This is a genomic window from Bacillus bingmayongensis, assembly GCF_000299035.1.
Classification (GTDB): Bacteria; Bacillota; Bacilli; order Bacillales; family Bacillaceae_G; genus Bacillus_A; species Bacillus_A bingmayongensis.
This window is the reverse complement of the sequence record NZ_AKCS01000005.1, coordinates 1-20551: the sequence shown is the minus strand read 5'-3', so window position 1 is coordinate 20551 and position 20551 is coordinate 1. Positions and strand designations below refer to the sequence as shown.

At 32.8% G+C, this 20551-nt stretch carries 21 protein-coding genes and 3 pseudogenes; 5 read left to right on the top strand and 19 right to left on the bottom strand.

Annotated features, from left to right (window positions below; genetic code table 11):
- Window positions 1–43: 43 nt before the first annotated feature.
- Complete coding sequence (locus Y7E_RS28815) at window positions 44–748, bottom strand: DUF421 domain-containing protein (RefSeq protein ID WP_313771966.1); 705 nt, start codon at window positions 746–748, stop codon at window positions 44–46.
- Between the two features lie 165 nt (window positions 749–913).
- Here Y7E_RS28815 and Y7E_RS0100130 point away from each other — a divergent pair, with 165 nt between their 5' ends.
- Entirely contained in the window at window positions 914–1105 is a 192-nt protein-coding gene (locus tag Y7E_RS0100130) for a hypothetical protein (protein WP_017149284.1), read from the top strand.
- 439 nt (window positions 1106–1544) lie between these two features.
- Here Y7E_RS0100130 and Y7E_RS0100125 read toward each other — a convergent pair.
- The 3 genes and pseudogenes from Y7E_RS0100125 to Y7E_RS0100110 form a co-directional block, all read right to left on the bottom strand.
- Window positions 1545–1691 (bottom strand): annotated as a pseudogene (locus Y7E_RS0100125) (D-alanyl-lipoteichoic acid biosynthesis protein DltD); the annotation flags it as partial.
- A 473-nt stretch (window positions 1692–2164) separates the two neighbouring features.
- Window positions 2165–2467 (bottom strand): WGxxGxxG family protein, encoded by a 303-nt coding sequence (locus Y7E_RS0100115; protein WP_017149281.1) that lies wholly within the window; start codon window positions 2465–2467, stop codon window positions 2165–2167.
- 378 nt (window positions 2468–2845) lie between these two features.
- The gene (locus Y7E_RS0100110; protein WP_017149280.1) at window positions 2846–3058 is read right to left on the bottom strand and encodes an alpha/beta-type small acid-soluble spore protein; all 213 of its coding nucleotides are present in this window, start codon (window positions 3056–3058) and stop codon (window positions 2846–2848) included.
- 277 nt (window positions 3059–3335) lie between these two features.
- Between Y7E_RS0100110 and Y7E_RS0100105 the strand changes: the two genes are divergently transcribed.
- Complete coding sequence (locus Y7E_RS0100105) at window positions 3336–3830, top strand: YndM family protein (protein WP_017149279.1); 495 nt, start codon at window positions 3336–3338, stop codon at window positions 3828–3830.
- A 26-nt stretch (window positions 3831–3856) separates the two neighbouring features.
- Here the strand turns inward: Y7E_RS0100105 and Y7E_RS0100100 are convergent, their stop codons facing one another.
- Window positions 3857–4372, bottom strand: a complete 516-nt coding sequence (locus Y7E_RS0100100) for a DUF3231 family protein (protein WP_017149278.1) — start codon at window positions 4370–4372, stop codon at window positions 3857–3859.
- Between the two features lie 348 nt (window positions 4373–4720).
- Window positions 4721–4933, bottom strand: a complete 213-nt coding sequence (locus tag Y7E_RS0100095; RefSeq protein WP_017149277.1) for an alpha/beta-type small acid-soluble spore protein — start codon at window positions 4931–4933, stop codon at window positions 4721–4723.
- An 810-nt stretch (window positions 4934–5743) separates the two neighbouring features.
- Between Y7E_RS0100095 and Y7E_RS0100085 the strand changes: the two genes are divergently transcribed.
- Window positions 5744–6505 (top strand): YqcI/YcgG family protein, encoded by a 762-nt coding sequence (locus Y7E_RS0100085; RefSeq protein WP_017149275.1) that lies wholly within the window; start codon window positions 5744–5746, stop codon window positions 6503–6505.
- Between the two features lie 261 nt (window positions 6506–6766).
- Window positions 6767–7393 carry a LysE family transporter gene (locus tag Y7E_RS0100080; protein WP_017149274.1) on the top strand — a complete coding sequence of 209 codons (627 nt, stop codon included), beginning with the start codon at window positions 6767–6769 and terminating at the stop codon, window positions 7391–7393.
- A gap of 184 nt (window positions 7394–7577) precedes the next feature.
- Here Y7E_RS0100080 and Y7E_RS0100075 read toward each other — a convergent pair whose 3' ends face one another.
- The 8 genes from Y7E_RS0100075 to Y7E_RS0100035 form a co-directional block, all read right to left on the bottom strand.
- Window positions 7578–8918 carry an amino acid permease gene (locus Y7E_RS0100075; protein ID WP_017149273.1) on the bottom strand — a complete coding sequence of 447 codons (1341 nt, stop codon included), beginning with the start codon at window positions 8916–8918 and terminating at the stop codon, window positions 7578–7580.
- Between the two features lie 74 nt (window positions 8919–8992).
- A complete protein-coding gene (locus Y7E_RS33455; RefSeq protein WP_017149272.1) occupies window positions 8993–9151 on the bottom strand; it encodes a hypothetical protein in 159 nt (52 codons plus the stop codon).
- Between the two features lie 659 nt (window positions 9152–9810).
- Window positions 9811–11433 (bottom strand): peptide ABC transporter substrate-binding protein, encoded by a 1623-nt coding sequence (locus tag Y7E_RS0100060; RefSeq protein WP_017149270.1) that lies wholly within the window; start codon window positions 11431–11433, stop codon window positions 9811–9813.
- 38 nt (window positions 11434–11471) lie between these two features.
- Window positions 11472–12473: a C40 family peptidase gene (locus Y7E_RS0100055; RefSeq protein WP_017149269.1), complete on the bottom strand. Its 1002-nt coding sequence runs from the start codon at window positions 12471–12473 to the stop codon at window positions 11472–11474.
- Between the two features lie 78 nt (window positions 12474–12551).
- Entirely contained in the window at window positions 12552–13601 is a 1050-nt protein-coding gene (locus tag Y7E_RS0100050; protein WP_017149268.1) for a dipeptide epimerase, read from the bottom strand.
- Between the two features lie 67 nt (window positions 13602–13668).
- Complete coding sequence (locus Y7E_RS0100045; RefSeq protein ID WP_017149267.1) at window positions 13669–13995, bottom strand: DUF3870 domain-containing protein; 327 nt, start codon at window positions 13993–13995, stop codon at window positions 13669–13671.
- A gap of 129 nt (window positions 13996–14124) precedes the next feature.
- Window positions 14125–14877: a serine hydrolase gene (locus tag Y7E_RS0100040; protein ID WP_017149266.1), complete on the bottom strand. Its 753-nt coding sequence runs from the start codon at window positions 14875–14877 to the stop codon at window positions 14125–14127.
- Window positions 14878–15056: 179 nt separating this feature from the next.
- The gene (locus tag Y7E_RS0100035) at window positions 15057–15413 is read right to left on the bottom strand and encodes an FtsB family cell division protein (RefSeq protein WP_017149265.1); all 357 of its coding nucleotides are present in this window, start codon (window positions 15411–15413) and stop codon (window positions 15057–15059) included.
- A 288-nt stretch (window positions 15414–15701) separates the two neighbouring features.
- Between Y7E_RS0100035 and Y7E_RS0100030 the strand changes: the two genes are divergently transcribed.
- Entirely contained in the window at window positions 15702–16628 is a 927-nt protein-coding gene (locus Y7E_RS0100030; RefSeq protein WP_017149264.1) for an aldo/keto reductase, read from the top strand.
- A gap of 75 nt (window positions 16629–16703) precedes the next feature.
- Here Y7E_RS0100030 and Y7E_RS28810 read toward each other — a convergent pair.
- From Y7E_RS28810 to Y7E_RS28805, 5 genes and pseudogenes are all read right to left on the bottom strand, one after another.
- A pseudogene (locus tag Y7E_RS28810) lies at window positions 16704–17303 on the bottom strand (DJ-1/PfpI family protein).
- 46 nt (window positions 17304–17349) lie between these two features.
- Window positions 17350–17823 (bottom strand): ankyrin repeat domain-containing protein, encoded by a 474-nt coding sequence (locus Y7E_RS0100020; protein ID WP_017149262.1) that lies wholly within the window; start codon window positions 17821–17823, stop codon window positions 17350–17352.
- 634 nt (window positions 17824–18457) lie between these two features.
- Window positions 18458–18688 carry a hypothetical protein gene (locus tag Y7E_RS0100015; RefSeq protein ID WP_003198034.1) on the bottom strand — a complete coding sequence of 77 codons (231 nt, stop codon included), beginning with the start codon at window positions 18686–18688 and terminating at the stop codon, window positions 18458–18460.
- Between the two features lie 185 nt (window positions 18689–18873).
- Window positions 18874–20211 (bottom strand): annotated as a pseudogene (locus Y7E_RS0100010) (Xaa-Pro dipeptidyl-peptidase); the annotation flags it as partial.
- Between the two features lie 72 nt (window positions 20212–20283).
- On the bottom strand, window positions 20284–20551 hold a 268-nt coding region (locus tag Y7E_RS28805), incomplete at its 5' end, for a zinc ribbon domain-containing protein (RefSeq protein WP_017149260.1).

Here is a 20551-nt window from a genome sequence, read left to right as displayed (position 1 = left end):
TATTACACAGAAGTATAATCTGCAATCCAAGATACTGTTACAACTATATTGTACAATCAAAAGTTTGAATGAATAAGCCATCTTCTTCTAACCATTCTGCAATAAATACATGTTTATACTCAGTAATCCCCTGTTTTTTTAGTTCAAATTTTATCCATTGTTCGTCTCTTCCAAGATCATTTAGTTCATCCTGTAATACTTCTCCATCGCTAATAATTGTTACAGGCACATGAACAGATGTTCTCGGAAGATTGAAGTCCTCTTGCGTTGTCTTTTGATAAGCTGACTTTTTTAATATACTAAGGGAACCATTTGCTTCTAAATAACAATATGCAACCTCACGCATTGAAAACGTTTCCGATTGTCGTAATATGCTTTGAAGCTGATTTAAGTTCATGCGACTTTTTTTGAGCTGATCGCGATTTACTACTCCATTTCGAATCAACACCACCGGTTTCCCCTTAAAAAACCCGCGCATTTTTAAAAACTTATGCCCTAAAATTTCAACCGCAAACAATAAACCTCCCCATAAACACATAGCGTAGATGACATATTGCACTCCCACTTTATCATCGTATAACGCATTCTCTAGTAACTCTCCTAAAACAATCGCTGCAATAAATGTGAATGGTGTAGCTTGATTTATTATTTTTTTACCGAGTACTTTTATAAGGATAAATAAAAGAAAAATCCAGTTACTAATTCTAGTGTTAAATAAGACAGCTTCATTATTAATAACTCCTAACAATTGATGTTAGTACAATTTTATCCCACTCTTTAAATTTTATTGATTTTACCAAAACAAATAAGCTACCTCTGATATAATGGAAAAAAAAGTAAAGATGAATTCTACATAGTATCCTCTTTCCAAGTAAATATTAATGGCAGTCTGATAAAAAGGAGGAAACATTCCATGAAAAAGAAAAAATATTTATTTGCTCTAATGGCTACAGTTTTATCGACAGGATTATTATTTGGTTGCAATAATGGTGTGGATGAACAAGAACCAGATCCAACAGAAGAGCCTTCTGAACAAAAAGAGCAAGATGAAAGACAAAATGGAAATAATGGAAATAACGGAAATAACACTAATAACAATCAATAATTAATTCTCGTAATACAAAGGCTACAGATAAATTTTTCATACATTAAACATAGAATTATCAATACACATCTCTTTCCAATATTAGGATGACATTTGTTAGAAAAATTTATTTGGATTTATCCATAATTGTTATAATTAATAACAGATCGTATCAATATTGAGAATAGCTTTACCATTTCTCTATACGACCATAAAAAAACAGGAGCAATTTTGTCCTATTTTTTTATGGTCACCCCATCTTTTTCCAAGAAGTAAGTATGTTCTTTTAATGGTAAGCTAGCTATTTCTCTAATATAATTTGAGCGCTTCCTAATACTGTATCGGCTAATAACGTTATCAATTGGGATTGGTACCAGCTGCGATGATGAATAATATAAATCCCTGTTCCAAGAATCTAATTAATCAATACCAAGCCATAAATACATAATTTCTTCAATATAATTTTTTCTTTTTGTAATGAAGTCGCCGCATCTTCTACCTTTTCATTACTAATAAGTGAAACTAAATGTTTAGATGGAATAAGTAATATAACCATAAAGATTATACACGCTAAAATGATTGGGCCAAAAGCATGTTTCATCTTCATTTGTTGAACCACTTTCTTTTATACATAATAGAACCGCTTATACTCATTCTCTTATTACCTCGATATTGCATGTCTACTAATAATTCTAACCCTTGTTTACAACACGTCATCATTCTTTTTACTTTCCTTTATTTCGTAAAAATAATCCATTCTATTAATCTCTTATCTATTTTCCTCCTTTAAATGTTGATTCATTCATAATTATTTCTTGTTATTTTTTATTGCAAATCTAATACAAAATTAAGAGTATATCAGCGATATTTCATTTCTTCTTATTTATGGTGTTAGCAAGTTCATTTGCAAACTTGCTGGCACTTTTTTATATTTCTTCAATATTAATAATATGCCGCTCTGCGTAATTCTTAATGTTTTTGAGAAATTAAAAAATCGCCTTATTAAAGGCGACTTATATTTCTTCTTTTCCATTCTTTTGATAAATAAGCATACTTTAAATTTAAATATTTTGTTCTACATTAACGTGTTTCTTTTTCTCTTCTTCTAAGACCAAATAATCCTGCCAATCCTAATAAACCAAGCCATGCCCAATTATTATTATCATTATCTCGAGCATTATTCAAGTCATTTGTTGTATTTACATTCCGAGTTCTGATATCATTATTAACTCTATTCATGTTATTATCATTAACTCGAGTTGTAATATCATTATTATTAACTCTATCGATGTTATTGTCATTGTATTCAGCATGAACATTTGTACCTAAAACCATAAAAGCTAATAATAAAGTACCTAATATAGATGATATTTTTTTCTTCATGTTTTTCCCTCCTTTTATATTTAGTAATATTCCCTATCTCTCTGGACATCATTCGTTCAAGGGTTAATAAAATCTTTTAGATTAAATTTATTATCAGTGTTTACTTTCTGTATTACTAAAAGTGCCGACAAATACAATAAAGTAAAAGAAATCTATCACTGCTGCATACTTTATTTATTAATACCCAAAGGTTTGGATGAATATCTTTTACAGGTGAGCCGATTTAATGAGAAAAATTACGAAAGATATACTTTGAGTTATTATAATAAAATTTTAAAATGCAACTTGTATATTGTTAGTTATTATACCCAATAACTTTTTCGAATTTAAAAAGGAGAGGCGAATAGTCTCTCCTTTATGTCCATGTATTATATATGATTAGCGAGTAACTCCACCGCCAAGTTGTTGTTCAGCTAATGATACTAGACGTTTTGTAATTTCACCACCAACAGATCCATTTGCACGAGCTGTTGCGTCTGCACCAAGTTGCACACCAAATTCTTGTGCGATTTCATATTTCATTTGATCAAGAGCTTGTTCAGCGCCACGTACTAATAATTGATTGCTGCTTCCACTGTTATTGTTTGGCATGTTATGTCACCTCCTTCACTCTTTAATATGTAAAAAATCCTCCAAAAATATATAGTCCTTTTTTAGGTATTGATTTTTATCATTTTAAAGCATAAATCATGCTTATATTCCACAAAATACTATTGTGTAGGAGAGCGAAAAACTCGTGCCATATGAGTATCATGTAATGAAAAGACCTCCAGAACACAATGAAACGGGGTTTGCTTTATGAAGGCGCAACCCGTTTTATTGAGAAGATTTATTCCTACATGAAGGTTAAAAAATAGGAGGAACATTCATGAAACATATTGTTGCCTTATTAATAAAATATACAGCTATTAGTGCTGTATTATTGATGATATTAGGCATTTTCCAAGATATCTCAATTTCTAGAGTTTTGTTTATTTCATTAATAATTACGGGAGCTGCGTATTTAATAGGAGATTTATTTATTTTACCTAAGTATGGAAATACGGTGGCTACCATAGCTGATTTGGGTTTGAGCCTTGTAGGAGTTTGGGCATTAACATACCTTTTAACAGATATAGATTTAACTCGTAATATTGGAGCATCTGCATTTTGGGCGGCTTTTCTTATTGGTGTAATAGAAGTATTTTTTCACATCTATATGAAGAAAGTTGTTTTACATGGAGACAACGATTCACAAGAATCAACTAATATACATCATGATAGATACGCTATGGAGATCTCACATGAATATTTAAATCGTTCTGAAATAGAAAAAGTACTTTGTACTAAAAAAGCGAATGATACAATTAATAAACGGAAATAAAAAAGTGGCCTTCAGCCACTTTTTTATTATGCTTGTTCAGAATTTCGCACATGTAATGGTGGAGGAACTACCCAACCTTTTTTCTTACTAAGACGTAGTAAAGTCGCCCCAGCTTGTGCTTTTTTCATATGGAATTGTCCAAATAGCATGCCTACATCTTCTCGAAGGCATTTTCCCATCACTTGACTACAAGTTACTAGACCGGCTGCAAGTCCTGCAGAAACAGCTGCTGTAATTTCAGCATCGTTGATATGTGCACCAGGAGGGATATCTTCAATTGATGCAACCGGTCTTTCTGGAGGTGCTGGTGGTAAAGCTACTCCATTTGCCTTTAAAAGAGCTTTTAGTTCTTCTATTTCAGAAGTCATATCATTCTCAATTAAGTTTTCTAAGAACTTCTTTAAATCTTCATCACCCGTGTGGTTAATATATACTTGGTGGCCAGCAACTGCTCCCTGCGCTGCAAGAAGATAACTCCAAATATCAAATACTTCTCCATAATGTAAAGGTTCATTTTGAGGATTTCCACTTAATACACCCATTTTAAGATGCCTCCCTTTTGAAAATATCATAGTCAGTATACTTTTCAATATTGAAAATAAATTTTTAAGTATATTTGTTCTTACAAAGGATTTTTTATGATTCATGGGAAACACCTTCCCCACAAAGTATGTGTTTGTAATTTGGAAAAGAATTTTACAAATAAAATACTCAAAGATTATTATTTGAGATTATCAACTATCTTTGAGTACAAATGCATTCGTTATGAGAGTTTATTTCATGAATTTAATACAGAAGACATAAGATGTATATGTTAACCACTGTAGTCTGCTGAACTTCCAATAATCAACAATACGACTTACTCTAATCTTTCCTATTTTGAGGTGAAATTAACGAGTAAATCCACCACCAAGTTGTTGTTCAGCTATTGCTACTAAGCGTTTAGTGATTTCACCACCAACAGAACCGTTTGCACGAGCTGTGGTGTCTGCACTAAGTTGTACACCAAACTCTTGTGCAATTTCATATTTCATTTGATCAAGTGCACTTTCAGCACCTTGAACCAATAATTCATTACGATTTCCGCTCTTATTCTTTGCCATATTGTATCACCCCCTATATTTTTAATATGCTACGAATTATACAATATATACATTCCATTTTATGTAATTTTTGATTTGAGTACATCTTTTCCCTTCTAATGTGCAAAAACAACTCCAAGTAAATTTAGCGACTACACAAACAGTTCTAAATGTAGCACAAAATCACCAACAACCTCTTCAATAAAAAGTTGAATACATAAAAAATCCCTTTCTTCTTATGAGAAGAAAGGGGTTTTTATATATGAATTTAATTCAAATGCACTCTTAGAATGCAAATAATAAAAAGGAATACATCCGGATTCTCATTTTAACATAACCGCCTTTGTAGGGCCCCTCCTATTCTTCTGAAGTTAATTTTATAAAAGAAACTTACAGGTAGTTTAATTTTGATAAGATAATTAAGCAATTTATTTGAACATAAATGATATGAAAATATACTTACCTCCCTTTCACTTTTCCTTTACATTTTTTGTTTTAATCTTCAAAATTATCTCCTTTCCTTTGCAATCTATAAAGCGGATTTTTCCTTCCTTATATTCACTCATAACGATCCATCCTTTCTTATTACCTTAAAAACATATTAGTAAAAAAGGATTAATGGGAACATTGTACCGTCATGTTTTTTATACTTTTCAAATTTTATGGAATAACAAAAGTGTATATCATGAGCAAAAACAGCAACTTCCGAAGAAATACTAACCATATCCAATTATTATAGCAGGTTATAAAGGCACAGACTGTTATCTAGTCAGTCACCTATTCTTTAATAATTAATACCCTATATATTATTGCTTATGGAGGGAATAAAACATGATTACACTTTACGATAAAGTGTCTCTACAAAGGGACATTACTAATCTTCCAAAGTGGCAACAACATGCTTTCCACTCTTTCGTTTTAAAAATGACCGATAAAGATAGGCCTTTTCCTTGTATCCCTGCACAACATGGTTTTACATCCAACCACCTCAGATATGGATTTATAGGTGATCCTAGAAAGCCAAATGCTAGCAAAAAGTTAGCTAAGTTACTTAAGACATACACAGAATGCTCTAAAGGCACAGGTAAATACGCCTCTCTTATTGTTTTTATTGAAACACCAAAGGAACTTGTCGAAGAAGCTACAGTTAAAAAATTTGAACATGTTTATTGGTCTATTCTTAATCAAACTAGCAAATTGGACGAGAAGGAATGGCCTAATCATATTCCAAATGACCCTATGGAAAACACATGGGAGTTTTGTTTCCATAATGAATCATATTTTGTTTATTGTGCTACTCCTGCCCATGTCAAAAGACAAAGTAGATATTTTCCATGTATGATGCTTGCTATAACCCCTCGATGGGTCTTACAAGGAATTATGGAGTCTCACAAACGCAGTCAGAAACTTAAAAACTTAATTCGTCAACGTTTGACTACCTATGACACAGCTCCAGTTCATCCTTCACTTAAAAGTTATGGTCAAAAAGAAAATTACGAATGGCAGCAATATTTTTTGCGTGATGACGAAACAATTCCATCAAAGTGCCCGTTTTCCCGAATAATAAAATTTTTGCATAAGAATAAGTTATAAATAACAAAACCTTTTTTTCATTAGGAGAATTAATTTCTGATTTTAGCAAATTATTTTAATATGAAAATATTACTAAAAGCATATCAAAATAATTTGCTATGTTCACTTTAAATAAACAATACATAATTGATATATTTCTATATGAAAAAGCAACAAATAATAAAGGTTTCAAGATTAAAACATTTATTATTTAGTTGTACAAACATTAACTACTGAATAGATTTAGTATAGATAAAATTTAGTGGGAGGAGCTTGTTATAAGTGAGCATATTTTTAAGTTATGTTTTCCTAGGTTTATCATTATCTGCTCCTATTGGGCCTATTAATGCTGCACAATTTGAAAAAGGTATTAGAAGTGGCTTTTTTCACGCATGGATTCTAGGAATAGGTGCCTTAATAGCAGATATTTTGTATATGATACTTATTTATTTTGGTGTAATTCATTTTCTTGAAAAAGATGTCATAAAACTTTTCCTATGGTCTTTCGGAGCCTTTGTTTTGATTTATACAGGTATAGAAAGTTTAAAAGGTGCAAATCAAATTAGTATTACAAGCAGGAAAAGTGAGGATTCAATTATTAGAACTTTTTTTTCTGGTTTCTTTATGTCCCTATCCAATCCATTAACCATTCTATTTTGGCTTGGAATTTTCGGTTCTATATTAGCAAAAGCTGCTACCTCTTATAGTAAAGAACAGCTTTTGTTATACAGCTTGGGTATCATTTTAGGTATCTTTTTATGGGATATTACCATGGCAAGTACTTCTAGTATATTCCGTAAAATGTTAAATGTACGTATGTTATCTCTAATTACAATTATATCTGGAATATCGCTCATTATTTATGGGATATACTTTGCCTTTCAAACATGCCAAATCATTTTTCAGTAACAAATAATATGGAGTAATTTAAACCATAAAGTATCGATACATATGTACGAAACTTAACATTTGAGCATAAATAACTATGTTCTCCTAACTTATAAATTTCCTCCAATAAAATCATTACTTTGGAATGAAGGATACATCACCGCAGTTGCAAAATTTAAAATCTTTTCTTGTTATTTCTTTCATACTAGACAGTTTCTTTCTTCTTCCATAAAAAATGCATAATAATTGTCACTCCTATGATAATACCTAGGAACAAAAAACTGACCATAAAGCCGAACCGAACTGTTTTTTGAAATATTGTTCCACTTATAGCTAATACAATAATCATTAGACCTATTATGCTTTTGAGCTGCTCCCAACCTTTAGGATTCATTAACTTCCTAAAAGAAAGAAGAATTAAAACCCAAGTATACAACAGCATTAAACTAGCCGCTGTTGTTATGTATTCATATATACTTTTAGGAAGCAATAAAGCTGTAATAATAGAAGCTCCTAGTCCTATTACTATAAGTATTAAAGCTGGAAAAGAGATATTTCTTTTCCCTTTTTTTGCAAATAAAGCTGGTGCGTCTCCTTCTTCAGCTAGATTTATCAATACACTATTTACCGCAAACAATGAACCTACCAATGTCGAAAATCCCGCTAAAATTAAGATTACATTGAACACGAATGGAATGTACGGTAAATTATAGTCCTGTAAAGCGACTACAAATGGGCTCTCTTTCATATTAAAATAATGAAGTGGAACCATAATTATAGCTAATCCTATAGATAATATATAAATAATTGTTAAGAGTAACAACATTACTTTACCTGACTTAGTTGAATCTTTGGGCTCTTTAAGTCTTGTTGCCATCAAACCCATAATTTCAATACCACCAAATGCATAAAAGGCATAAATAAGAGAAGACCAAGAACCTTGTAAACCTTTCGGGGAAAGTTCTTTTATATTTTTTGGAAACTGTGGTTTATGAAAACCACCATGAATCAATCCAAAGATGATCATGATTGCTATTATTATAAATCCTATAATGGCTATTACCTTTATTATTGCAATCCAGTTTTCCAAACGTTCAAAAGCTTTAATACCAATGAAAATGACCATTAAAGCAGCTATCCCATAAATAGAAATAAATATCCAAAGAGGGATATTAGGAAACCAATATCGAGAAAATATCCCTAATGCACTTAATTGACTACCCATGATTAATAGTTCTGAGGACCAGTATGTCCACCCATGACAAAATCCTGCCCAATGTCCGAATGCTTTTCGAGAGTATGTACGAAAGGAGCCTTTTTGTGGATCTGCTATTGTCATTTTTGCTAAAGCCTCAAATACAATATAGGTAGTAAATCCTGCCAAAATAAGCATGAATACAATTGAAAGCCCACCTAGCTTAATTCCTATGCTTGATCCTAAAAAAAAACCAGTTCCTATTGTACAACCAATCCCAATAAGCGATAGCTGCCACCATTTTAAATCTTTCTGCTCTTCTATTTGGTTTTCACTATCGTGACATGTCATTCTGTATCCTCCTTAAAAAACCTATTCATTCTACCCTCATATTTCAAAAGCATTGTATTTTCTATATAAAGTCCTTATCTCTCCATATTATCCACCAAATTCTCATCTCTATCTGAATACTTTTTTGAAAGTTCTCTAATGACTTCTTCAATACCATGAGCCTTAATATCGTGTTTTACTACTAATTCACTACCTACGGAAACTTCAACAGTATATATTGCTTCATACTTCATTCATTTCACCCCTTACTATTTCAATTAATTGAAGAAATTTTATAAATTGTCCATTTCCATCTCTATGGATTTCATAAAATAAATGTTGACACATAGATAAGTTCCCCATAGTTAGATCTCCTATTCGAAATTTCTGTCCCATTTTGATTTAAAAGTCATACTTAAGATCAAATAAAACAAAGTTAAACTCTATTATTTCTTAAAAAACCACATAGCAAATAGGTGTCTGAGGAGATACTCCATTCCAACAATTAACATTTGAATGAGTCATCTAATTAACATTGATATTGATTTTCAAATAAACTCCCTATTTGGTATAGTATGTACAAACTAAAGGATCATTATCAACCAATTAATTCATTGTAATAATTTCTCATTTTGTAGATGCTACTCTGTATAAAAAATGTGTAACCAAAAATTGAGTAAATTTAATCTAAACTTTTGAAAAAGTTATTCCATATAAATTGATAAAAGAAGCTTAATATTTCTCCCTACAAAATACAGAATAACATTTAGTTATATGGTTTAATGTTAAAAGACTTTATTTTTCATCAAACATAATTAAATGTTTAAAAGGAAGTTTTTAATTTTGAAGACACCTTTACATACAAAAAAAACAGAATGTTATTCAAGTACAGTCTGTTTTTTTGTATGCTATTTTATTTTTTCACATCCGCCCATTTCAAGCTAGTCGCAGGTCCGAATTGATGTACATATAAATCTTTCACATATGGTTTTTGCAAATAAGATAATCCGCGCTGGAACACTGGTGCAATTACCGCATCATCAAGCAACATTTTTTCTGCATCTTGCATCGCTTTCCAGCGTGCCTTTTCATCATTTCCTAGCTCCATTTTTGTCTTTTTAATTAATGCATCATATTCTGGGTTTGCATAACCAGTATTATTGACACCACTTTCTGAAATAAAGACTTCTAAGTAAGTCATCGGGTCTGGATAATCCGGCAACCAACGTGATAATGACATTTCATATTCTTTCTTTTTCTCTAACGCTAGTTTTTGAGAGTGTGGTTGTAGTTTCACATTTATCGTCAATCCTGGTAAGTTCTTCTCTAATTGTTCTTTAATATATTCTCCTACTTTTTTAAAGTTTTCTAAATCATAGTTTAGCATTTCTAACGTAACTTCATTTGTTCCTGTTTCTTGCTTAGCTTTTTCCCAATATTCCTTTGCCTTGTTCACATTCGTTTTATTAAACTCTGCCCCAGTCTCCCTGAAATCTTTTTTATCCGGCCCTTTTAAAAAGCCATTTGGAACATAGTAATTTGCAGGTACTGATCCATCATTTAAAAATGAAGTTGCTAGTCCCTTTTTATCAAAAGCCATACTTAGTGCAAGGCGGGCATTTTTATTTTTAAGAATTGGGACATTTTCATTAAAGCGGAAGAAATACATCACAGGATCTGTATATTGTTTCAATTCCTTATCGTTTTTATATTTATCAACAAATTCTGTTGAAATAACAGCACGATCAATTTTATCTGTTTGATATAAATTTACTACCGTCGAAATTTCTTTAACAATTTGGTAGTTTACTTCATCTAACTTCACTTCTTTTTTATCCCAATATTGATCGTTTTTCTTCATAGTAAAACTCGCTTCATGCTTCCATTCTGATAATGTAAATGGTCCATTATATAGCGTCATATTCGCTTCTAAACCATATTTATCTCCTTGTTTTTTCATATACTTCTCATTAATTGGATAAAAGGATGGTAAACAAAGTAATTTTGTAAAATAAGGGACAGGATGTTCTAACTCTACAGTAAACGTTTTATCATCTTGAGCCTTTACTCCTAATTCATCCAATCCGATTTGCTTCTTGTTTATTTTTTCTGCATTTTTCACGTCATACATGATATATGCATATTCAGAGCCCGTTTCTGGATTAACAAGTTGCTTCCAAGCATATACAAAATCATGAGCTGTTACAGGATCACCGTTAGACCATTTCGCATCACGCAAATGAAATGTATATGTTTTCCCATCTTTACTAATCTCATGCTTTTGGGCAATTCCAGGAATGACTTCATCGTTTTTTGAAAGTCTAAATAATCCTTCCATTACATTATTTAATACGTTAAATGAAACAGCGTCTGTTACTTTTAAGGAATTTAATGATGGAATTTCTCCTGTCTCTGTTAACTGCAATATTTTCTTCTCTTCTTTTGGTTTTGTAGTAGTCTTTTCTTTTCCACAACCAGCTAAAAATGAAGAAAGAAGTAACGTACTAACTAATGAAAAACGAACAACCTTTTTCATTCAAAAACCCCCTTTTATTTTTCTATTAATCTATTTTATTAAGGTAAATAACGACGTGCACCTGCATATTCTTCAATGTAACCTGGTGTATCTACTGGTATAATTTCAACTGTTTTCGCTGCATTTGGAGAATGTATCATTTTCCCATCCCCTATATACATTCCTACGTGATGAACACTTCCTTTTCCTTGATTGTAAGCAAAAAATAATAAATCACCTTTTTGTAAGTTTTCTCTTTCAACAGCAATACCTGCTTTTGATTGTGGACCAGAGTCACGTGGGATTGTAATACCATGCGATTTGTAAATTGTGTGTGTAAAACCTGAACAATCAAAACCAAAGCCACTTGTACCAGCCCATATATACGGTAATCCTAAAAATAGCTTCCCTGTATTCACTAAATCATCACCCGTTGGAACAGGAATGTCATTTTGCGATTTATAAACCTTTCCATCATTTTTCCGTAACCATGCTTTTTTTCCGTTTGGTAAAAGCACGCGATATGAAATATTATCTTCACTTAAAAGTGGTAATCTTGTATTATAGCTAACTTCTAATGACTTATACTTATCAGAAGGGTTAATATATAAAATAGCCGTTGGTTTTGTAATCAGAACAAATGGTTGCTCCTTTTTCTCTGCAAATTCTTGATTATAGGTTAGCTGTTTCACTGGCATCCATCCTGGATAACCAGCTTCATTTCTTGGCGTTGGCTGACCATGAACAACTACTTTTGCCCATTCACCTTGCCGATCAATGATTGTTACTTCCTGCCCCAATAAAGCTTGTGTTTCTAATTTATTTGTACTTGTTAACCAAAGCTTTTCATCGAGCGTCATCGATTTCGTCCATTTCCATAGATCAACAGGGTTCGTCGCACTTGGCTCATCAATTGGGCGAAGTAAATTTGGCCCAGTCCATAATGTTGCAGCCGCCACATCTACATACGCTTGATTACTTTTTACCTCTTCAGCATTCGCAACAGAAAAAGATGAAAATACTAATAAACAACTAAAAAACACAGTAGTGAGTTTTTTCATAAACACATCCTCCTTCTATTAATATTTCTCCCTGCTCAAACAGAACGTGACTTCTAAGACAACACTTCCACTGAAACTTTATTTTATATTCACTGCATGATGCAGGTTTACCTTTGGTCCGTTATATGTGATTCCGCTCGGCTCTTCCATTAACCATAAAGGAGCATCCAGGTCAAAGTAGTGAATATTGGGATGAGCGGCTGCCACGTGTGCAATTGCTGCCACAGAAAGCGATGATTCCATCATGCTGCCAACCATACACTTTACACCGGCAGCACCGGCAATATCGGCAATTTTCCATGCTTCTCGTATCCCGCCACATTTCATTAATTTAATATTTAATAAATCCGCGTATTGACCTTGAACAAGCTTTAAAGCGTCCTGCGCTGAGAAAACACTTTCGTCAGCCATAATTGGTGTTTGCACATGATCTTTTACATATTTCATCCCTTCCCAATCTTTCGCATGAACGGGCTGTTCCACAAATTCTATATTTAAATTCCTATGTTCCATTTCTCGAATAATCGACACTGCTTCTTTCGGACTCCAGCCTTGATTTGCATCTAATCGTAAAGTAACATCCTTTGATACAATATTTCTGATTGCTTCAATGCGTTTTAAATCTAAATCTGTTGATTTACCAACTTTAATTTTCAATGTGTAAAATCCTTTTTCTACATGTTTTTTTGCTTCTTTCGCCATTAATAAAGGTTCATCAACACTTACTGTAATGTCTGTTTGAATCTCTTTCTTTTCACCTAATAACGCATATAACGGAACATTATGAAACTGACAATACACATCATATAAAGCAATATCTACTGCTGCCTTCGCACTCGTATTTCCTACACAGCTCATTTGAATCTGTAATAACAATGTTTGAAATTGCTGCAAATCTTTCCCGATTAATACCGAGCGGATTGGTCCTAAAATAGCTTCTTCCATTCCACTCGCAAAATCCCCGGTAATAACCGGAGTCGCAGCTCCAGCGCCTTTTCCTACAATCCCTTCATCTGTGTGAATAAAAACGTCAATACTTTCAATTTCGGTTACAGTGCGCAAAGCTGTTTTAAATGGTGTATGAAGCTTGATATAGCGACGTTTTACGGTTAGATCCATGATTTTCATTTCATTCATCCTTTCTGTCCAATAAAAAAATCCAGCCATAAGAATGGATCTTATGGCTGGATTTTGTCTATGAATGTGTAGACAAAGCAGCAATTTGATTATATTTTTTTTGCGCATCCTTTAATGCTACAAGCAATGCTTTTTGAGATGATCCGAAATAACGATTTTTAATTTCTTCTACTAATTGCGCGTCATTTATATTTCTATGTAGAAATAAATGTTTTACAAATTGGACAGTTAATGAAATAGTTGCTGAACAATCCGCATCCACAATTTTCCCTGTATCTTTTTCCACAACAAATGCAACAAAGTAGCTTTTAAATTTTTCTGTAATAGGATTGTTTTGAGGTGCTTTTGCGTCCCCTACGATATAAATCGTATTAGAAGCGTACACATAAATCTTCCTTTCTTATACAAGGATAACGGTTTTCTTAACAGTCGAATGAGCTAAAGACTCATCATAAATTAAGAAATGTATCCGCTTACTATATATTATATACAATTTACAGAATTTTAACAATATTTATTTAAGTAGATATTGTACAATTAAATGTCCAATCTCTGAAAATATATAATTTGCATAATTTACACATTCAATATTTGAACTTAAAACAGCTATATATACCGTTTGGTTATTTATTTTCAATCGTGCAGCATCATGTGTAACAGTTTGCAGTTCTCCTGTTTTACTTGCTAGTTCTAATCCCTCAATTCCCTCTAACTTCCCACATAATTTATAGGTAAATTGTTGCTTCTCAAGTGGGTTATAAAATTGTTCTTCGTTTTCATAATGCATTAGTAGAGATACAATATCTTCAGCTGTTGTAAAATTATCCTTTCCCGTTTCCTTAGGTGCTTGCATCATATATCGTTGTAGTTTCGTTCCATTTAGCTGCATTGAATCAATATGTTTTTGAATGTGATTCATTTTCAACTTATTTATAAGCCAATTTGTCGCAGCGTTATCAGAAACTGCAATCATCAATGTAATGAGATCTTGTATCGTTATATTGGGTGTATGTAACGAAGCAACAATACCACTTCCTCCAGTTTTTTTTAGAGATGAAACAGGAATTAGTTCATATGGATTTAAGGTTCCATCCTTCATGTTTTCTATAGCACATGAAAGAATAGGTAACTTAATTAGGCTAGCTGATGGATGCACAAATTGTTCGTTGTATCGATACACAATTTCCCCTTGTATCATGACGCTTACATCTCCGTTTATACTTTCAATTCGTTTTTCTAGTTCATATATAAAGTTCGCTTTTTTCATATACCCCCTCCTTTTTGAAAATTATATCACCTACAAATGTTCAATTATGACACACTTCCCCTTAAAAGCAGTCAAAAAAACAGCACCTCCAATTGTTAGGTTGTGTCTAACAATCGGAGGTGCTGTTCAATTTGCTAACTGTTTTTTAAACAGACGTTTTCCTTTTCAGCACTGCTTATCTACTTAGGTAATACAAATATAGTTTCATTCGGCTTAGAGAATTGATACTCTTTTCTCGCAAATTTTAAAATTTCTTCTTCATTATCTGTCAAATTTTTAACTTCGCTCTTTAAATAACGTGAATCTTTTTTTAAAGAAATTAATTGCTTTTGCTGATTGTTAATCGTGTCTCGCTTTTTTACGATCATTTCTTGTTGCTTAGTAAGGATATATTGAACATAAAAAGTGGCTGAAAAAATAAAAATAAAAACTAAAATAAACCGACGCAACTTTTTCTTATTCATAACTCGATATTCATTAGACTGTGTTTGCTGGTGTGGTGTATTAGGAACATTTACTTTCTTGAGTTTCCTCATTTTTCAAATCCCCCTAACCCATTTTATTTCACTCCCACAGGCATCTACTCTTACTAATCTAAATTCTCTTCTCGTAAAATAAGCTCCTCTATAAAAAAATCTCATAAATTAACCAATTAGAGATATCTTTCGACGACATCTCTATATTTCAGATGAAAATTTTATGTTTTGTGCTATAAATTAGTGTTTTATGTTTTTAATCCAATCTAAGCAAAATTATCTCTCAAACACATTCGCATTTTCACTGAATAATTTATTAGGGATTGCTTAGGAGGAGGAGAAAAAGAGATGCATTACCGCACATTAGGAAAAACCGGTTTAACTGTTTCTGAAATCGGATTTGGCGCTTGGGCAATTGGTGGTGATGAATGGGGTCCTGTAAATGACAAACATTCTATCGTAGCAATGAAAAAGGCAATTGAATACGGAGTAAATTTTATTGATACTGCTGATGTATATGGTTTAGGCCATAGTGAAAAATTAGTGGCACAAGCAATAAAAGAACATCGAAATGATATTGTTCTTTCTACAAAGGGAGGTTTAATTGGTCATCACTACGATCCTAATGGAGAACCTGTCTACGACACAGCAGAAAAAGTCATTGCAGTATTCGAAACTAGTTTACTTCGCCTGCAAACCGATTACATTGATGTTTATTTTTGTCATATTTGGTGGGACAAAAAAGAAGAAACCGAAGCGTTCCTTCGCGCATTTGAAATTTTAAAACGGGATGGAAAAGTTAGAGCTGTCGGTGTTTCTACACATGATTTACAATATATTAAAAACTTTAATAAAGATGGGGAAATTGATGTTGTACAACTTGACTACAGCATACTGAACCGGGCACCTGAAAATGATATATTACCTTACTTACAAGAACAAAACTTAGGAGCTGTCATTCGTGGACCATTAAAAATGGGGATACTAACTGGAAAGTTTACAGAGCAAACAACATTCCCTGATGGTGATTTACGACAAGATTGGCCAAAGGAAACATGGTTTCAAGATGATTTACAAAGGGTTGAACAATTGAGGTCCCTTTCAAATTCTAAACGAACTTTAGGACAATTGGCTCTTCGTTATGTACTCTCGCACCCCGCTGTATCTGTTGCTATCCCTGGAGCAAAAACAGCTAATCAAGCAGCCGAAAATACCGCTGCTTCTGTACGACCACTTCTATTAGAAGAAGAGTTAACATATATACGAGAGCTCTAAATGAAGAAGATCAGTAGCAATTCATTGTCACTGATCTTTTTTTATTACATTATATGAAACAACTTTAATATAAAACTAATTACGAAGCTTAATATCATACTCCATTCTTTTTGCCGTTGTTTCTGCGATTTCTATACCTAATAAATTTTTTACTATATGAAATGACATATTAATTCCAGCAGAAATCCCCGCAGATGTTATAATATGCCCTTCATCAACGAACTTTACATTCTCTAATACTTCTACATTTGGAAATTCATCTCAAAATCTTTCAATACTTGCCCAATGTGTTGTCGCCTTTCTTGAATCAAGTAAACCCGCTTTCGCAAGAAGTAATGCTCCTGTACATACAGAAGCCATTAATTTTACTTCTTGCATTTGCTGTTTGATCCAATTTATAATAATCTCATTTTTCATTCCATATTCTCTAGCACCTAATCCACCTGGAATTATTAAAATATCAACTGGTGGTAAATCTTTAATACTAAAATCCGGTTGCACTTTTAATCCATTTCTTGCTGTAATCATATTTCCATCTTGGTTGACTGTATGAACAGTGAACGGATGAACTCCATTCATCTCTGTTGTAACTGAAAAAACTTCAAATGGCCCCGCAAAGTCTAATACTTCTACTTCATTAAATAAAAAAATCCCCACGTTCCAATGGTTTATCATATAATCGCTTCCTTTTGTAAATATGAATTTTTTATTTTGATTCCCTTTATACAAGGTGTAGAAGGTGCTGATGTCCCTTTTCCAGTGCGATATCATACGCTGTTTTACCATCATTTTTCTTAATACTTTTATCGGCTCCGTTTTCAATAAGTAATGCTACAGTCTCTTCATCACCTAATAATACCGCCTCATGAAGTCCTGTCCAACCACCGCTCTGTACAGCATTGACATCCGCTCCTTGCCCTATTAAAAATGTAGCCATTTCAATTTTCTTGTTTGCAATCGCTGCTTGAAGAGGTGTATTTTCATTTCGATTCTTCGCTTTTATATGTAAATTGGCACCCTTTTTCAGAAGAAAATTTGCAATTTCTTTATGACCAAAATAAGCAGCTAAATGAAGAGGCGTCCAGCCATCTTCACTATAAGAATGTACAAGATTTTGATCTTCATTTATTAATGCAACTACCTTCTCCTGTTCTCCATTCATTACAGCATTTGTAATTGCTACAATTGGATTCATCGTTATCTCCCTCTGTCATAAAATTGTTTCATTTTCTAACTATGAAATAATTCTATCAAATATAGAAAATTCCTTTTTAACCCAATTTAGTTTACATAACAATATTATGATAGCAATTTCGTTTTATTCTTAATTTGTTATCCTATAAAAAATATTTTTGTAATAAACAACGGTTCATTTTTAGAATGAACCGTTTAGGATTTAACCAAAATATATTTTTGTATTTTTTCATAAAATACACTGCAGTGTTTATATGTAAATAAAAAATCTGTTTTCTGCAAAACAAAAGTGCAGACAATTGCAACGAAAAATGCAGAGCAATATTGGTTTGACATGGAGCCTCTACAAGCATGCCTCTCCATGTAAAACCGTGTGTATACTTTTGGTTGCAATACTATGTATTTTTATTTTGCACTAAACAAAAAATCTCCGTACCCTAATGAATTTGTTACACTTTATTTTTTTATTTCGTATATATTTTTGTAAATTTGAAAATGATTAACTGATTTTAATATAAAAATAATTGTTAATAGGTACCTGATCAAATTTTATTTTTTAAATGAAATTTGAAAATGATTTTTATATTTTATTTGAAAAAGGTTAGATTTATATTCTTTTATAGATACAATAACTCCTACATTAACCTATAGCAATTTTGCCTTCTTCCCTTTCCCGTTTCTTTTAATACGTATGATTTTACTACGAGTTCCGTTAATGAATCTGTTAATGTTTTATATGATAAATTAGATAACGCTAGCAGATCATTTGTATATAAAATTCTATGTTTTTCTAACAGTAATAATACTAATCGTTCAGATGGCTTTAATGTTTCATCACTTTCTAGTATAAAATCTACATCTTTCATAGATATTACCATTCTCCTCATTTAAAAAATTATGATTATCCATTATTAATACGAAAATATTATATAATAAATATTATATTATTTCAAAATAACATAATATTTATGCTAGAGAAGTATATAGAGTATTCCTTTAAATCCCTACTTTTTTCAGTACAAAAAAAGCCTCCAAATTCGGAGGCTTCCTTCTATTTTACAATTGGTAATGTTAATTCACTTAATTTTACTGTAAGTTTCGTCCCTGCTTTTGGACGAATTGTATAGTCGTAATCACTTGTAATTAATACGACTCCTATTTGATGGCCTGCTTGGAATACATAATCATCTGGCTGCATGTCCCATGTAAGTGTGTAATCTTTTCCTGGGATAATTGGCGTTGATTGTTCTTCCCCATTCAAGTTTTGCGGATCCATCCATCCTCTCGTAACAATTTCTGGCTTCGCACCACCATAATCAACAAGTAGCGCCGTTAAATTTGAAACTGGACGATCAATATTCCCCTTAAATGAAATTTTCGGTGTACCGCTTATTCGCATTTCTTTTTCTAGCTTAGGCATTACGTATACTAACCGATTTGGTGATTCTAATTCTGGAGTTGCTACCAATTGATTCGATTTTATTTTTGCATCATCTAATAATGAGGATACTTGTTGTATCGCGCCCATTCTAAGTGGTAAATCTACTGCTTTATTACTTAAAAGCATACGTATTTTAGACGGAACTGCCGCAGGGTCTGGCCAATTTTTTAATTTTTGCCACGCCTTATTTTCTCGTTGTACATCTACCATCGGTTCATTCATTATTCCGTTTTCAATTCCATATAACCAATAATCGAACCATTTATTTTGCGTTTGCTGCCAGTTATTACTAGATGTTCCGCCATGTCCTCCTTGATGTAACCACATTTTGCGAGGAACATTATTTTCTCCTAGAGCTTCCCACCACTTTGCAAACTGTTTTGTCTTTACATTCCAATCATTTAAGCCATGTACAACAAATACACTCGCTTTTATATTTTGGGCATCCTTCACGTAGTTACGTTTATCCCAAAAATCATTATAATCTCCTGTTTTTCGGTCTTGTCCATCAGTTAGCTCTTTTGTAACTTTTTTACAAACGTCAGGATTCTCTCTTGTTAATACTGCTTCCGCCATATTATCTGCATCTTCACCTTGGTAACCACCTGGTTCAACTCCTGTTGTTGCAACCGCATTCGGCAATGTACCATTATAGGAAACACCTGTCATACCAACATTTCCTGTAGACCAATCCGCCTTTATTTCCTTACCATCTTCTGTGAATGCTTTTGTTCTTCCATTTACCCAATCTATGACAGATTTTGTACCAAGAATTTCTTGTTCGTCACCAGTTGTTGGGCATCCATCTGATTTCCCGGTGCCAATGCTTTCTCCTAAAATAACGGCATATCCACGAGGAACATAGTAATTTCCGTATGAACCGAGATTAGCTGGCCCAGCATAAGGTTTGCCTCCGGTAGGGTGTAATTCTTCATCTACATTTTGAACTACCCCCACTTAACAGTCTAACGAACTGTTTGAAATGGGGGATTCCTACGAACACCAAAGTATCCCTCGGCTTTATGAGTAGGCAATCCCCGTAGTCCCTACGGTTAGAAGCCTTAAGGCCTCTTTTCTCAGATTTTGTCCTGCGTTGACATCTCTATCATGATGCATACCACAAGAAAGACACTTCCATTCACGCAATTCCAGATCTTTCACGTCTTTGTTTTTGTTTCCACAATGCGAACAAAGTTGAGAGCTGGCAAATGTTTTTGATACCACGACGACTTGTTTACCATACCACTCTGCCTTATACGCAAGCATCGCTCTGAATTGTGACCAAGAT